At 40.1% G+C, this 14,330-nt stretch carries 15 protein-coding genes and 2 riboswitches; of the genes, 1 reads left to right on the plus strand and 14 read right to left on the minus strand.

Translation table 11 applies throughout. The annotated features are described in order from the left end of the window. Positions 1-128: 128 nt before the first annotated feature. The 13 genes from LG336_RS22985 to LG336_RS23045 form a co-directional block, all read right to left on the minus strand. Complete coding sequence (locus LG336_RS22985) at positions 129-974, minus strand: MetQ/NlpA family ABC transporter substrate-binding protein (protein WP_404329765.1); 846 nt, start codon at positions 972-974, stop codon at positions 129-131. A gap of 21 nt (positions 975-995) precedes the next feature. Further along, positions 996-1,661 carry a methionine ABC transporter permease gene (locus tag LG336_RS22990; protein WP_404329767.1) on the minus strand — a complete coding sequence of 222 codons (666 nt, stop codon included), beginning with the start codon at positions 1,659-1,661 and terminating at the stop codon, positions 996-998. Beyond that, entirely contained in the window at positions 1,654-2,679 is a 1,026-nt protein-coding gene (locus tag LG336_RS22995; RefSeq protein WP_404329768.1) for a methionine ABC transporter ATP-binding protein, read from the minus strand. Before LG336_RS22995 ends, LG336_RS22990 begins: the two co-directional genes overlap by 8 nt. A gap of 191 nt (positions 2,680-2,870) precedes the next feature. Then, a riboswitch (SAM riboswitch) is annotated at positions 2,871-2,985 on the minus strand. A gap of 104 nt (positions 2,986-3,089) precedes the next feature. Continuing rightward, positions 3,090-4,400: an O-acetylhomoserine aminocarboxypropyltransferase/cysteine synthase family protein gene (locus LG336_RS23000; RefSeq protein WP_404329769.1), complete on the minus strand. Its 1,311-nt coding sequence runs from the start codon at positions 4,398-4,400 to the stop codon at positions 3,090-3,092. A gap of 69 nt (positions 4,401-4,469) precedes the next feature. Continuing rightward, positions 4,470-4,569, minus strand: a riboswitch (SAM riboswitch). 45 nt (positions 4,570-4,614) lie between these two features. Then, complete coding sequence (locus LG336_RS23005) at positions 4,615-4,986, minus strand: hypothetical protein (protein WP_404329770.1); 372 nt, start codon at positions 4,984-4,986, stop codon at positions 4,615-4,617. A 186-nt stretch (positions 4,987-5,172) separates the two neighbouring features. Continuing rightward, a complete protein-coding gene (locus LG336_RS23010; RefSeq protein ID WP_404329771.1) occupies positions 5,173-5,484 on the minus strand; it encodes a thioredoxin family protein in 312 nt (103 codons plus the stop codon). Between the two features lie 6 nt (positions 5,485-5,490). After that, a complete protein-coding gene (locus tag LG336_RS23015) occupies positions 5,491-5,841 on the minus strand; it encodes a toprim domain-containing protein (RefSeq protein ID WP_221873375.1) in 351 nt (116 codons plus the stop codon). 231 nt (positions 5,842-6,072) lie between these two features. Further along, entirely contained in the window at positions 6,073-6,441 is a 369-nt protein-coding gene (locus tag LG336_RS23020; protein ID WP_404329772.1) for a YusG family protein, read from the minus strand. Beyond that, on the minus strand, positions 6,442-6,822 hold the full coding sequence (gene gcvH, locus LG336_RS23025; protein ID WP_404329773.1) for a glycine cleavage system protein GcvH: 381 nt from the start codon (positions 6,820-6,822) through the stop codon (positions 6,442-6,444). It lies immediately after the preceding gene. Between the two features lie 104 nt (positions 6,823-6,926). Beyond that, positions 6,927-7,289 carry an arsenate reductase family protein gene (locus LG336_RS23030; RefSeq protein ID WP_404329774.1) on the minus strand — a complete coding sequence of 121 codons (363 nt, stop codon included), beginning with the start codon at positions 7,287-7,289 and terminating at the stop codon, positions 6,927-6,929. A 217-nt stretch (positions 7,290-7,506) separates the two neighbouring features. Then, positions 7,507-9,294, minus strand: a complete 1,788-nt coding sequence (locus LG336_RS23035) for an acyl-CoA dehydrogenase family protein (RefSeq protein WP_404329775.1) — start codon at positions 9,292-9,294, stop codon at positions 7,507-7,509. A gap of 34 nt (positions 9,295-9,328) precedes the next feature. After that, positions 9,329-10,504 (minus strand): acetyl-CoA C-acetyltransferase, encoded by a 1,176-nt coding sequence (locus LG336_RS23040; RefSeq protein ID WP_404329776.1) that lies wholly within the window; start codon positions 10,502-10,504, stop codon positions 9,329-9,331. Positions 10,505-10,576: 72 nt separating this feature from the next. Then, entirely contained in the window at positions 10,577-12,961 is a 2,385-nt protein-coding gene (locus LG336_RS23045; RefSeq protein ID WP_404329777.1) for a 3-hydroxyacyl-CoA dehydrogenase NAD-binding domain-containing protein, read from the minus strand. A 223-nt stretch (positions 12,962-13,184) separates the two neighbouring features. Here LG336_RS23045 and LG336_RS23050 point away from each other — a divergent pair, with 223 nt between their 5' ends. Continuing rightward, a complete protein-coding gene (locus LG336_RS23050) occupies positions 13,185-13,316 on the plus strand; it encodes a YuzL family protein (RefSeq protein ID WP_090743131.1) in 132 nt (43 codons plus the stop codon). Positions 13,317-13,382: 66 nt separating this feature from the next. On the opposite strand, the gene LG336_RS23055 is transcribed toward LG336_RS23050, so the two are convergent. After that, complete coding sequence (locus LG336_RS23055; protein WP_404329778.1) at positions 13,383-14,300, minus strand: proline dehydrogenase family protein; 918 nt, start codon at positions 14,298-14,300, stop codon at positions 13,383-13,385. Positions 14,301-14,330 lie beyond the last annotated feature (30 nt).

The raw sequence follows: 14,330 nt of genomic DNA on the forward strand, positions 1-14,330 counted from the left end.
GTTATTCTTTTAAAATAAATAAGCTCTTGAGAATTCGTTGCCTTTTAATGAGAAAATAACATGGGCAGCTGATTTCAATAAAAAAATGCCCGAAAGCTATACTCTCGGGCAATCTTTTCTATCCTTTCCTATTCCGCTAATAATACGGCGCCTGAATAGGTCTCTTCAATAAATTGTCTAATTTCATCAGACTTTAAAACTTCAACCAGAGCCTGAATTTCTTCGCGGTCTTTATCTTCAGAACGAACAACTATCAAGTTTGGTGGAACAACGTCACTGCCTTCAAAGGCAATTCCGTCTTCTTCAATTTTGATTCCACCTTCAAGTGCGTAGTTTCCGTTAATTACAACCGCATCTCCTTCGCCACTTTCAAAGGAAGAAGCCAATAATCTCGCTTCAATTAGAGTTGAAAAGTCTAGATTTTTTGGATTTTCAACAATGTCTTCTACTCGAGCGTTCTCACCAACACCCTCTTTAAGCTTAATTAAGCCTTCTTTTTCGAAGATTGGTAAGATTCGACCATGGTCACTTAAAGAATCACTCATAATGATTTTTGCACCTTCAGGAAGATCCTCTAGGCTGTCGTATTCTTTTGAATAAATTCCAATTGGTTCTTGGTGGATTTCACCCACACTAACAAAATCGAAATCTTCATTCTCTTCCATTTGAAGCGCAAGGTATCCTGGCGTCTGGAAGTAGTTAGCATCGATTTCCTTACTATCTAAAGCAACATTTGGCAAAATATAATCTGTAAACTCTTGAATTTCAAGGTCAATACCTTTTTCTTTTAGTAGAGGAACAGCTGCTTCTAATACTTCAGCATGTGGAATTACCGATGCACCTACCACTAATTTTTTGTTGCCTTCTTCTTCTCCACCTGTAGCACCCTCATCATTGGCTTCGTTCCCACCGCCACAAGCAGCAAGTGCTAGAACCAATAAAGATAAAATCATGAAACTTAGAAATTTTTTCATTTTTTTCTCCTCCTGTTGTTGTTAACGTTTGTCGGTTGTTTTTGTAAAATAATCTCCAATTATTTGGATTATAAATACCAGAATTAAAATAGCAATCGTTGCGACGAGCGTGATCATTGGTCTATTTCGCTGAAAACCTTCGAGATAAGCGAAGTGTCCCAAGCCACCAGCACCAATCACGCCAGCCATTGCTGTGAAGCTTACAAGTGAAATAGCTGTTACAGTTAGACCAGAGATAAGTGCTGGCAAGGACTCTGGAATGAGAACTTTAAAGATAATCTGAAAATGGTTGGCCCCCATTGATTGAGCAGCCTCAATAACACCCTTATCAATTTCCCTTAATGCAATCTCGACCATTCTCGCGTAAAACGGTGCAGCACCAATAATTAACGCGGGCAAGGCCGCATTCGCCCCAAGCATAGAGCCCACCAATACCTTAGTAAAAGGAATTAGTAAGACAATCAGGATGATAAAAGGGATAGAGCGAAAAATATTAACAAAGGCAGCGATAACAAAGTTCACTCCTCGATTTTCCCACAGACTTCCTTTATTGGTTAGAAATAAGAGTAGTCCCAGGAGCATCCCCAAAATAAAGGTGGCGAGTACAGATATGCTAGTCATGTAAATGGTTTCTTGAGTTGCTCCAATTAACTTTTCCCATTTAATATCAGTAAGAAATTCATCCATTGCTTATCACCTCCATGCCCACTCCTTGTGAAGAGATATAGGAAAGAGCCTTTTGGAGGTCTTCTTCTTCACCATCAAGGTGTATAAATAGCGTCCCGTAGGAACCATTTTGCGTTTGTGAGATTTTCCCTTGAAGGATATTGACCGTTATCGGAAACTGCCGGATTAAATTAGTGATGAGCGGCTGTTCAGCCCCCTCCCCTACAAAGGTGAGTTGGATAACTTGTCCATGTGGATATCGGGAAAGTAAATGTTCAATGGTATCCTTCGTTTCCTCTGGTTCCGTTACTTGCTGGACAAATCTCTTTGTTATCTGCTGCTTCGGGTTTTTAAAGACTTGCAGAACAGGGCCTGTTTCCACGATGTTTCCACCTTCCATGACAGCAACACGATGACAGATTTTCCTGATAACATGCATTTCATGGGTAATTAGAACAATCGTAAGACCTAACCTTTTATTTATATCTACCAATAGCTCCAGAATCGAATCTGTTGTTTGCGGATCGAGCGCAGAGGTTGCTTCATCACATAACAACACTTTGGGGTTGTTTGCGAGCGCCCTTGCGATTCCGACTCTTTGCTTTTGACCACCACTTAATTGAGAAGGGTAAGCATTCTCGCGTCCATCAAGTCCCACCAGGCTGATTAGCTCCTTGACACGTTGCATTCTTTTTTTCTTAGGAACCCCTGCAATTTCAAGTGGGAAAGCGATGTTATCAGTAACAGTCCTTGACCAGAGTAAATTAAAATGCTGGAATATCATCGAGATTTCCTGGCGAGCTTTTCGAAGTTTAGCACCTTTAATGTGCGAAATTTCCCTTCCGGCTACCTTAATTGAACCATCCGTTGGAATCTCAAGACCATTGAGCATTCGTATTAGGGTACTTTTACCGGCGCCACTGTACCCAATAACCCCGAAGATTTCTCCATCATTTATATCGATGTTAACATTATCAACTGCCTTGACTGCCCCCTGCTTTGAGCCATAGGTTTTGGTTACATTTTTAATGGTAATCAATCAGATTCTCACCCTCTCTTGTTCCACAATCATCTTTCCCGCATATTAATAAAATTCATTTTTTATAAAAAAAGTCCCACACATAATAATGTGTATTGATAGCTTTTGTTTCCTAATGAGAAAACATTCAGCTTTATAGTATAAAAGCCTTCCTGCATGAGCAGAAAGGCTTCGTAAAAAACTATTCCTTTCTCTCATCTTTCAAAGCCAAAATGACTTTGAGTGAATTGGCACCATTTCAATAGGATTCCTATTGACGGTTGCCGGGTTTCAACGGGCACTTCCCTCCACCTCTCTTGATAAGAGCAACATATGAATTTTTTAATTTAGCGGTTTAGTCAACGAAAGTGATTTTATCATGGAATAAAATTAAGTGTCAATCATAAAGTTTCATTTTTGTAAATATTCACTTATGCTCTTACAGGGGCAGGAATACCCGTTGCTTGGAGAATGGCTTGATCAAGATCCTCGATTAAGTCCTCCACATTTTCTATTCCAATTGAAAGACGAATTAAATCTTCAGGAACACCAGCAGCTTTAAGACCTTCGGCATCTAGTTGTTGGTGAGTTGTGGTTGCTGGATGGATGATTAAACTTTTTGCATCCCCAACATTCGCAAGATGTGACCACAGTTCGATTGAATTGATGAGCTTGGCACCAGCTTCTCTACCGCCTTCAATCCCGAATACGATAACAGCACCTGCACCTTTAGGTAGATACTTATCAGCAAGAGATTTATCCGGATGTGATGCATGACCAGGATAAGAAATCCAACTAACAGCTGGATGAGCTTCTAGATACTCAACAACCTTTTGTGTGTTGGCGATATGTTCCTTCATCCTTACATGAAGCGTTTCTAACCCCAGCGTAAACTGGAAAGCATTCTGCGGACTAAGCGCAGGACCCATATCACGTAAAAGCTGTACTCGTGCTTTTGCAATGTAAGCCGCTGCCCCAAGTGCTTCACTATAAACTAAATCATGGTAACTAGCATCAGGAGTAGTAAAGCCAGGGAACTTAGGTGAATTCCAGTCGAATTTCCCTCCATCTACGATAATTCCCCCTAGTGTTGTTCCATTACCAAGGAGCCATTTGGTAGCTGAATGAATCACAATATCTGCCTCATGTTCGATTGGACGGCATAAATAAGGAGTAGCAAAGGTGTTATCAATGATTAAAGGGATACCAGCCTCATGAGCAATCTCAGCTGTTCGCTCAATATCAAGTACCCTCAGGCTTGGATTTCCGATAGTTTCTGCAAAAATGGCTTTCGTGTTATCCGTAATGGCTGCTTTGAAGTTTTCCGGATTGGAAGAGTCCACAAACTTTACCTTGATTCCATACTTCGGTAGCGTTACAGCAAAGAGATTATAGGTCCCTCCATATAATTGGGAAGCAGCTACAATTTCGTCCCCAGCATGAGCAAGGTTCATGATTGCTAACGTTATTGCTGCCATCCCACTTGAAACAGCAAGTGCACCAATTCCGCCCTCAAGTAGGGCAACACGCTCTTCGAAAACGGTTACAGTCGGATTATGAATTCGACTATATATGTATCCATCTTCTTTCAAGGCAAATAGGTCAGCTGCATGATCTGTATTTTTAAACTGATAGGCATTGGACATATAAATTGGCAAAGCTCTTGCTCCAGTTGCTGGGTCAGCCGTTAAGCCTCCATGTACTCCTAATGTTTCTAAACGATAATTTTTCTTTTCGGCCATTTTTCATCTCTCCCCAAACTCTTTTTATAATAAAAAAAAACCGCTTCCATAAGAAGAGGCTTTATTCTCTTCTTATCTTTCAGAGTATCACTCCGATGGATTTAGCACCGTGTGTTAAACCGGTTGCTGGGCTTCACAGGGCCAGTCCCTCCGCCTCTCTTGATAAGAAATACCTATTAAATTAAGTTGATGATAGCACCCTACGAAGTCCACGTCAATTATTATTAGACAATTTCAAAAAATCTTCACAACCTGATTTACCTGCTAAATAAAACACACTCTCCAGGAGTAATGTATGACGAAAGCTTCCAACAACTTGTAATTGATTCCTGATAGTTCCCTCCCTAAGCTTTAAACTTCCATTAAGCAATGAGGAAATAGCCTCTGTATTACCTTTAATTTCCACCCTAATTGAACTTGTCCCCATGTCAGTAGGGGACATCGAAACCATTCCATCATTGATAAAAACCGAACAGTTCTCCTGATTATTTCCAATAGTCAGGACTAGTTTGACTGTGTTAAACAATTCAAAAATATGTTCTTTTCGCTCTAGGTTTTTTACAAAAAACTCTACTAACTCTTTCACACTGAACGCCCCCTATTACTAGGTGAGTTCTGCATGACAAAAAGGAATCCTTTAATTATCATTCGACATTAACCTATGTATTCCTACTCTCTCCTACATAAAAATAGACAATACCCTAATAAGTATGGTATTGTCTAAAAATTTCCCGAGAAATATGTCAGAATTTTAGAGGTAGTGTTGGGGAGATTAAACTAGATGGGATTTAATTTTCTCATGTAAATAGGGGACAGACTGGAAGGCAAAGATTTTTTCCATTACCTGACCATGATGAATAATGAGCAAGCACGGAACACTTTTCACTTCAAATTGTTCGGCCATTTCGGGAATATAATTAAGATCAGCTTTGCCCATTTTCATGTTGGGGAATAATTTAGCGATTACCTCCAACATTTTCCCAGCCATTTGGCATGTCCCACATATAGGGGTATAAAAATAGACAAGTCCTGTCTCTTTGTTTCGAAGAAAAATTTCTATGTCATTCTTGGACCAATCATTCATTTCTAGTCATCCTTTTTCCAAATACTCTGCATGAACATCAATATTTGCTCCTAATAAAACGGTCGCAAGATGCTTTTCAGGAGCAGTAGCAACTTCCCTATAGGTTTTATCGATATATAAATGACTTGCTTCGGGGAATTCTCGCTTAAACTGCTTTCTTAATTTCTCTCCAGAATCATCAGCATCAACAAGAATGTAAACATCTTTAAAAAACAAGTCTTCAATTAATTCATCAAGCTTTGAAACCCCAATGGTTCCATTAGTGCAAATAATATCTACCGGTTCATTCAATATGCTTTGAATTTTCTTCTTGTCTGATGAACCTTCCACAATGATTACTTTACTCCATTCATCCATCATATAACCACCGCCAAACTGCATTTCTTTATTCTATTTTCATCATTGCAAAAGAGATTGTGCATTTAAACTAACTTTATACCTATTTTCACTTTTTTAGAACAAGAATGCAAAACATATGTCCTAAAATTGGAAAAGTTCATCCTGACATATTGTTTGGTGTCCGAACGTTTTTTTTTCGTACGCTGTTAACCATTAAGCAAAAACAGCGGATGGATTCCGCTGTTTTCACTAACACCAGCCTCCTTCATCACAGTCCGTATATCGTGGTTCTGTCTGCCCAGGTACTGAGACATGCTGATATATTTTTTGTTGGTCTGTTTCAAAATGGTGTTCTAATTGTATTTGACTGCCTTCCGGCAGGGATATCTTGCCAACTCTGTTATTTTCAAGATATAATTCGATTTCCCCATTTTTAAGTTTTCCTGTTATTCGATCCGTTACATCTAGTTTTTTCGACTCTAATGTCATCTTTTTCACCTCACCTTTTGCTGTATGTTTATTCTGTCCGATAAATGGTTTAGGAAAAATGGTAATTACCGGAGAAAGATAATTGGTAAGAAAAAACAGCATCCCTGTGAAGGATGCTGTTCTCACCATTTATTCTTTAATCATTTTTTCGTATTCTTCAGCGGACATAAGTTTTTCTACCTCGCCTGCATCTGTTGGCTCAACAACCACCATCCATGCCTTTTCGTATGGAGACTCATTGACAAATTCAGGGCTATCATTCAATTCTTCATTTACTTCAACCACTTTACCACTTACAGGAGCGTAAAGTTCTGAAACGGTTTTGACAGATTCAACGCTACCGAATGGCTCGTTCGCAGTTAATTCGTCACCAACTTCAGGTAGTTCAACAAAGACAATATCACCTAGCTCTGATTGAGCAAACTCTGTAATCCCAATTCGTAGTTTGTCGCCTTCTGTTTTTACCCATTCATGCTCTTCTGAGTAACGTAGTTCTTTTGGTGTTGCCATAACTAAATCCCTCCATTTTGTATGTATGTATATCTTACTTTCCTAGGGTGAGTGGAAACCTACTCCTCTCAACCAAGGGTAGTTACGAAACACGAAACAAAAGCCTATTTATTAAGCCAAGCCAGTTCATATGCGTCTTCCTTAAAACCAACGGTTACCTGCTCGCCGTCTGTTAATAAAGGCCGTTTAATTAACATTCCATCAGAAGCTAAGAGTTCTAAGAGCTCAGAATCGCTTGCTGTTTTAATCTTGTCCTTTAGCCCCAGTTCCCGGTATTTTTGGCCACTTGTGTTAAAGAACTTTTTTAACTCTAGCCCGCTCTTTTTATAAAGGTCTTCTAGCTCAGCCTTTGATGGAGGGTTTTCAACAATATGTACTTCCTTGTATTCCAATTCCTTGGAGTCCAACCACTTCTTTGCATTTCGGCATGTCCCGCATTTAGGATACCAATAAAACGTCAATGCCATTCTTTCCACCACCCGATTTTATCATATCCTTAAATCAACCCTCTAAACGGATATTACCATAGACTAGCACTGGAATTCTATCGTTGCGTGTCATTTTTACGGGAAAATTCTTTCTATTCTTTTTAAAGAAACAAGTTCAAGCCCCTCCTATTGCTGGCAGGGGCTTGATTGACAGACTTTTTTTCTCATACACCACTGTAGGTGGTAAGGGATAACTTTAAACGATAAAACGATCTGCTTCAATTAACTTATCAGCTGCTTCACGCTTCTTCGGAATCACATTGATTGGCGTGTAGCGAGTAAGTTTACGGAATGCAGATAACAGCATACGGAGAGTATCTCCTTCTTCAGCTGCAACAAGTGTTTCCTTTGCATCCTGTTCAATTTTAATGAAAGCTTCTTGACAGAAAATTTCTGTGTAAAGAACCTTCTGCTTGCTCTTTTCAAGACCTTCCTTTTGAATGGCCTTTTCAGTACGAAGCACAACAGATTCCATTGCATACGTTTGGGAAACGATATCTGCAATATTCACAAGAATTTCTTGCTCTTTATCAAGCGCTTTGCCGAATTTCTGAGCAGCTAATCCCATTGCAAGTAAAGCAATTTTCTTAGCATTAGCTACAAGATGTTTCTCTTGTGCTAGTGGCTCAGTGCCTGGCTCTTCTGGCATCATCATCATTAACTCTTCTTGTAGTTGCTGTGCTTTTTGGAACAATGGCAATTCGCCTTTAAATGCTTTACGCATGTAGGTTCCTGGAACTAACAAACGGTTAATTTCATTTGTTCCTTCAAAAATACGGTTGATACGCGCATCACGGTAAGCACGTTCAATTTCATATTCCTGCATAAAGCCGTATCCACCGTGAATCTGAACGCCTTCATCTACAACATGATCAAGTGTTTCAGAAGCAAACACCTTATTTAGTGAACATTCAATTGCATACTCTGCTACAGCAGCAGCAACTTTATGACCATCGTTTAGCTCTTCTGCACTCATCTGACCCATGCTGTCTTCATAAAGACCGACTGTACGATATACGGAGCTTTCAGTTGCATAAATCTCTGAAGCAAGAGTCGCTAGCTTTTCTTTTGTCAGGTTAAATTGAGCAATTGGGGTCTTAAACTGTTGACGCTGATTTGCGTATTTAACAGTAAGATTAAACGCCTTTTTAGATCCACCGATCCCACCAACACCTAGCTTATAACGGCCAATATTTAAAATGTTGAAGGCAATCATATGCCCCTTTCCAGGTTCGAAAAGAAGGTTTTCTACTGGAACCGGAACATCTTCAAGAATCAATGTACGTGTAGAAGAGCTCTTGATTCCCATTTTCTTTTCTTCTGCACCTGTAGAAACGCCTGGGAATTCGCGTTCAACGATGAAAGCAGTAAAATGTTCTCCATCAATTTTTGCGTAAACAACAAATACATCAGCAAATCCTGCGTTTGTAATCCATTGCTTTTCCCCATTTAAAATATAGTGAGTACCTTCTGCATTTAACTTAGCCGTTGTTCTTGCTCCAAGTGCATCGGAACCTGAGCCTGGCTCTGTTAGAGCATAAGCAGCAATTTTTTCACCTGTTGCAAGTTCTGGTAGGTACTTTGCCTTCTGTTCCTTACTTCCGAATAGGACGATTGGTAAGGACCCAATCCCTACGTGGGCTCCGTGAGATAGGGAGAATCCACCTGATCCAGACATTTTTTCTGTAATAAGCGATGAACTGATTTTATCAAGTTCTAGGCCACCATATTCTTCAGGAACATCGGCACCAAGCAAACCAAGTTCACCAGCTTGCTTTAGGAGTTTGACTGTACGGTCAAATTCATGGTTTTCAAGATGTTCGATTTGTGGACGGACTTCGCCTTCAACAAAATCCTCTGTTGTCTTGGCAATCATAATTTGCTCATCAGTATAATCTTCCGGAGTAAAGATTTGATCCGGTGATACTTCCTCAATTAAGAAACTTCCACCTTTAAGAACTTTCTTTTCTGCTGGATTTGCCATTTGTAAATTCCTCCAATTCATTTATTAAAGAATTTTATACAAGCTCAAATACTCCTGCTGCACCCATTCCTCCACCAATACACATCGTTACAACCCCAAACTGAACATTACGACGCTTCATCTCGTGGATAAGGGACAATGTCAGCTTGGCACCTGAACAGCCTAGCGGATGTCCTAATGCGATTGCTCCACCGTTTACATTGACGATTTCCTCATCAAGACCAAGATGACGGATAACTTGAATTGATTGAGAAGCAAATGCTTCATTTAGTTCAAACAACCCAACATCGGAAAGTTCTAGACCTGCAAGCTTTAATGCCTTTGGAATCGCCACAATTGGTCCAATTCCCATTACTTCAGGTGGTACACCACCAAGAGCAAATGAACGGAATTTTGCCATAGGAGCTAATCCTAATGAATCTGCCTTTTCTCGATCCATGACCATTACGGCAGCTGCTCCATCACTTGTTTGTGATGAGTTTCCAGCTGTTACAGAACCAGTTAATGAGAAGGCTGGACGTAATTTGCCAAGTACATCAATAGTTGTACCTGGACGAACCCCTTCATCCTGTGTAAACTGGAAGCTTTTTTCAACCAGTTTGTTGTCTGTACCGACAGACCGATGTGTTACATCGACAGGGACAATTTCATCAACAAACTTGCCTTCCTGAAGGGCTTTAGCTGCCCGTTGATGACTTCTAACAGCAAAGGCATCTTGCTCTTCGCGAGTAATTCCGTACTTTTTTGCTACAGCTTCTGCGGTATGCCCCATTCCCATATAGTACTCTGGTGCTGTTTCGGCAAGCTTAGAGTTTGGACGCATAACATGACCTGTCATCGGGATCATACTCATTGATTCGGCTCCACCAGCTATAATCGTATCAGCATGCCCAAGCATAATTTTTTCTGCTCCGGTTGCGATTGTTTGAAGTCCTGATGAACAGAATCGGTTCACTGTCATGGCCGGCACCTCATAAGATAATCCAGCAAGTGCCCCAATGTTACGTGCCATGTTCAAACCTTGCTCTGCTTCTGGCATTGCACAACCGATAATTAAATCATCTATATTTCCATCATAATTGCCTGCTCGCTTTAGAGTTTCCTTAACAACAAGCGCCCCCAGATCATCTGGACGAACATTGGCTAACGACCCCTTCTTTGCTCTTCCGACCGGGGTTCGAGCTCCGGCAACAATTACCGCTTCTCTCATTCTATTCCCTCCAATTCGTATTAATAAGTTGATTTATATAAACTGCCTTAAATCTAGTAAACTCAAAAACTGTTAGTTACGAAGTGGCTTCCCCTTAACGAGCATATGTTGCATACGCTGTTGAGTCTTCGGCTTAGCTACTAAGTTTATAAATGCTTCTCTTTCAAGGTTAAGTAGATAATCTTCATCCACTTCTGTACCATATGGAACCTTACCACCTGATATGACATAAGCAACTTGCTTAGCGATTTCAAAGTCATGGTCCGAGATAAACCCTGATAGACGCATACCATCAGCACCTAGTAAAAGAGTCGCATATCCTGGTTCACCAACAACAGGAACTTTTTTACGTGCAGGTGCAGTATACCCACTGTTATATAGGTGCAAGACTGCTTGTTTCGCATCATATAACAAGTGATCTCCATTAACACTTACACCATCGGACTTGCCTAGGAAGTTATTATCACGTGCTTCTTCACCTGATGTTGAAGTTTTGGCCATTGCAATGGTTTCAAACACTTTGTTTGCTACCTGCTGAAGGTCAAAGTTCACTCCATTTGGAAGTCCTTCAAGATGTTTGATGTATAGTTCTTTATTACCGCCCCCACCCGGAAGGAGACCGACACCAACTTCAACTAGACCCATATAGGTTTCCATCGAAGCTTGGATATGAGCTGCTGGGAGACATACCTCCGCTCCACCGCCAAGGGACATTCCATGTGGTGCTGCAACAACTGGTTTTGGGCTATATTTGATATTCATCATCGCCTGTTGGAATTGGCGTACAGTCATATCTAATTCAAAATAATTATCGTCTTGAGCTTCCATCAGCATCATCGCCAGGTTTGCACCTACGCAGAAGTTCTTTCCTTGGTTTCCGATGACAAGCCCTTTATAGTTTTTAGCCACTTCATCAATGGAATAATTGATCATTTGAATGACATCAAGACCAATAGAATTATTCGGTGAATGGAACTCAAGTAAAGCGACTCCATCACCAATATCAATTAGGCTAGCACCAGCATTCTTTTTAATAACGCCTTTTTCAGCCTTCACTTGTTTTAGGTCAATGATTTTTGGATTGACTTCGATTGCCTTATATTCGCCATTGCTATAGAACGACTTAACACCATCTTCCAATTTATAGAAAGAAGTGTGACCGTTCGCGAGCATCTCTTTGACCCATGCAGGAACAACGGTACCCTCTGCTTCCATTTTTGCGACAGATTTTTCAAGACCGATTGCATCCCATGATTCAAAAGGTCCCATTTCCCAACCGAATCCCCACTTCATTGCATTATCAATGGAGACAATATCATCGGCAATCGTACCTAATAATTCAGCGGAGTAAATGAATACAGGACTGAATACGTTCCATAATAGCTGACCAGCACGATCATCTGCGTATACAAGCGCTTTCATTTTATTGGCTGTGCCTTTTTGTTGTTTACTTGCTTCAACAGCAGCCGTCTTTAACTTTTTACGAGGGCCATATTCAAGTGTAGTTGGATCAAGCTCGAGAATTTCTTTTCCTTGCTTTTTGAAAAATCCTTGACCAGACTTACTACCGAGCCAGCCGCGGTTAACCATTTCTTTAAGGAATTCTGGAACTTCGAACACTTCTTTTTCTGCGCCATCAACTTGCTCATACACATTGTTCGCAACATGATAGAAAGTATCTAGTCCGACGACATCTAAGGTACGGAATGTTGCACTCTTTGCACGGCCAATGAGTGGTCCAGTCACAGAGTCAACTTCCCCAACGCTGTAGCCACCTTTTAACATTTCACGAGCAGTTACGAGTAAACCATAGGTTCCAATGCGGTTTCCAATAAAATTCGGTGTGTCTTTTGCTTCAACTACACCTTTACCTAGGCGATCTTCTCCGAACGTTTTAATGAACGATAGAACCTCAGGGTCTGTATCCTTTGTCGGAATCACTTCTAGTAGTTTTAAATAACGTGGTGGGTTAAAGAAGTGAGTACCTAAGAAATTCTTTCTAAAATCCTCAGATCTGCCTTCCGCCATTGCTTCCACTGAAATACCTGATGTATTTGAACTAACAATACTACCTTGTTTTCTATACTGATCAACATCTGCAAAAACCTTTTTCTTAATATCAAGGTTTTCAACAACTACTTCAATAATCCAATCCACTTCACTCAATCTTTGCATATCGTCTTCAAAGTTCCCTGCCTCAATTAAGGCTAAGTTCTTTTTAGAAGCAAGTGGTGCAGGCTTTTGTTTCAAAAGGTTTTTAACTGCTGCCTCACTAATACGATTACGCACTTGCTTATTTTCTAATGTCATTCCCTTTGCCTTTTCTGCCTCAGTCAATTCACGCGGTACAATATCGAGAAGTAAAGTTGGTATTCCGATATTCGCCAAGTGTGCAGCAATCCCGGACCCCATTACCCCTGAGCCTAAAACAGCTGCTTTTTGGATTTGTCGCATCAAATCTGTCTCCCCCTTTGACAAATGGTTTGAATGAATACTCATTCATTTTTGGGCGAAAAAAAATATCCCTGAATGAGTTCTGCTATTACTACTATAAAATATTTGAAAAATTTACGCAATAAGTACATACCTAAAAAGATAAAATTTTTTGATTTTTATTTTTAGAATTGTAATTTTACTTGAAATGATTCTGAATGGATATGCTATAAATGGGGGTGAGAAGATGGCTAGATTGAAGAAGGATCCTTCAAAAAGAGGCGTAAGTGCAGCTAGTGTAAAAGGAAATGCTGGACCAACTGTCGAGAATGATGGCGGCGGCAAGGTAAATAGCCAAAACAATCAGTATAAAAAATAGCGAGAGATACATTTGAGTAAAATAATATTAACAGGCTGGCAGCGACCACCAGCCTGTTTTTCCTGTTTAGAATTTAAACAGACCTTTTAGTAAAAATTGAAGGTTTGCTGGTCTTTCTGCCAGTCTCCTCATAAAATAACCAAACCAATCTGTGCCATAAGGAACATAAACCCTCATCGTATAGCCTTCATCTTTAAGCTTCTCGTGGCACTCTGGCCGGATTCCATAGAGCATCTGAAACTCAAATTGTTCAAAAGGGATATCATGTTCTTTTACTACCTTCTTTGTATACTCGATGATTTTGTCATCATGGCTAGCTACTGCCGTATAGTGACCGCTTAGCAAGTGAATTTTTATAAGTTTTTTTAATTGATCATCAACATCTTTTTTGTTTTGGTAAGCTACCTCTACCGATTCCTTATACGCACCTTTAACTAATCGAAAGTGTGGTTCGTATTCATGTAACTCTCGTAAATCCTGTTCCGCTCGGTAAAGATAAGCTTGGAGTACAGTCCCAATATGTTCTGATTCACTTCGCAATTGTTTAAAGATATTTAACGTCTTCTCATACCGAGAGTAGTCTTCCATATCAATGGTGACGAACACATCATTCCACTTCGCAATCCGGAGTATACGTCGCATATTCTCTAATACGAGGTCTTCAGATATATCTAACCCCATTGATGTTAGTTTCACACTTAATTGTGCATCTAAGTTCTCACGGCGAATGAACTCTATTGCTTTTATTGACTGATTGACGCGGTCCCTGGCTTCACCCTCGGATTCAACAAATTCTCCTAGAAAGTCAAGAGTTACCGCGAGACCTTTCTTGTTTAACTCTTTAATGACGATAACAGCTTCTTCAATATTCTTTCCTGCAACAAAACGAGATGCTCCCAAATGAAATCCATATTTTTTAGCTAATCTTGTTATCATCCGATTATTGGACAGAAAAAGAAAAAAGTTCCTCAACCATCTTTCCATTGTCCACACTCCTTTTAGCAAAAATAGCTT

It is taken from the genome of Mesobacillus maritimus, from assembly GCF_044803185.1.
GTDB classification, from domain to species: domain Bacteria; phylum Bacillota; class Bacilli; order Bacillales; family Cytobacillaceae; genus Mesobacillus_B; species Mesobacillus_B maritimus_B.

What these genes read in the sequence shown, in the direction of transcription:
- LG336_RS22985 (WP_404329765.1), bottom strand. Translation starts at nt 974, where the DNA reads ATGAAAAAATTTCTAAGTTTCATGATTTTATCTTTATTGGTTCTAGCA.
- LG336_RS22990 (WP_404329767.1), bottom strand. Translation starts at nt 1,661, where the DNA reads ATGGATGAATTTCTTACTGATATTAAATGGGAAAAGTTAATTGGAGCA.
- LG336_RS23000 (WP_404329769.1), bottom strand. Translation starts at nt 4,400, where the DNA reads ATGGCCGAAAAGAAAAATTATCGTTTAGAAACATTAGGAGTACATGGA.
- LG336_RS23010 (WP_404329771.1), bottom strand. Translation starts at nt 5,484, where the DNA reads ATGAATGATTGGTCCAAGAATGACATAGAAATTTTTCTTCGAAACAAA.
- LG336_RS23015 (WP_221873375.1), bottom strand. Translation starts at nt 5,841, where the DNA reads ATGGATGAATGGAGTAAAGTAATCATTGTGGAAGGTTCATCAGACAAG.
- LG336_RS23020 (WP_404329772.1), bottom strand. Translation starts at nt 6,441, where the DNA reads ATGGTGAGAACAGCATCCTTCACAGGGATGCTGTTTTTTCTTACCAAT.
- gcvH (WP_404329773.1), bottom strand. Translation starts at nt 6,822, where the DNA reads ATGGCAACACCAAAAGAACTACGTTACTCAGAAGAGCATGAATGGGTA.
- LG336_RS23030 (WP_404329774.1), bottom strand. Translation starts at nt 7,289, where the DNA reads ATGGCATTGACGTTTTATTGGTATCCTAAATGCGGGACATGCCGAAAT.
- LG336_RS23035 (WP_404329775.1), bottom strand. Translation starts at nt 9,294, where the DNA reads ATGGCAAATCCAGCAGAAAAGAAAGTTCTTAAAGGTGGAAGTTTCTTA.
- LG336_RS23040 (WP_404329776.1), bottom strand. Translation starts at nt 10,504, where the DNA reads ATGAGAGAAGCGGTAATTGTTGCCGGAGCTCGAACCCCGGTCGGAAGA.
- LG336_RS23050 (WP_090743131.1), top strand. Translation starts at nt 13,185, where the DNA reads ATGGCTAGATTGAAGAAGGATCCTTCAAAAAGAGGCGTAAGTGCAGCT.
- LG336_RS23055 (WP_404329778.1), bottom strand. Translation starts at nt 14,300, where the DNA reads ATGGAAAGATGGTTGAGGAACTTTTTTCTTTTTCTGTCCAATAATCGG.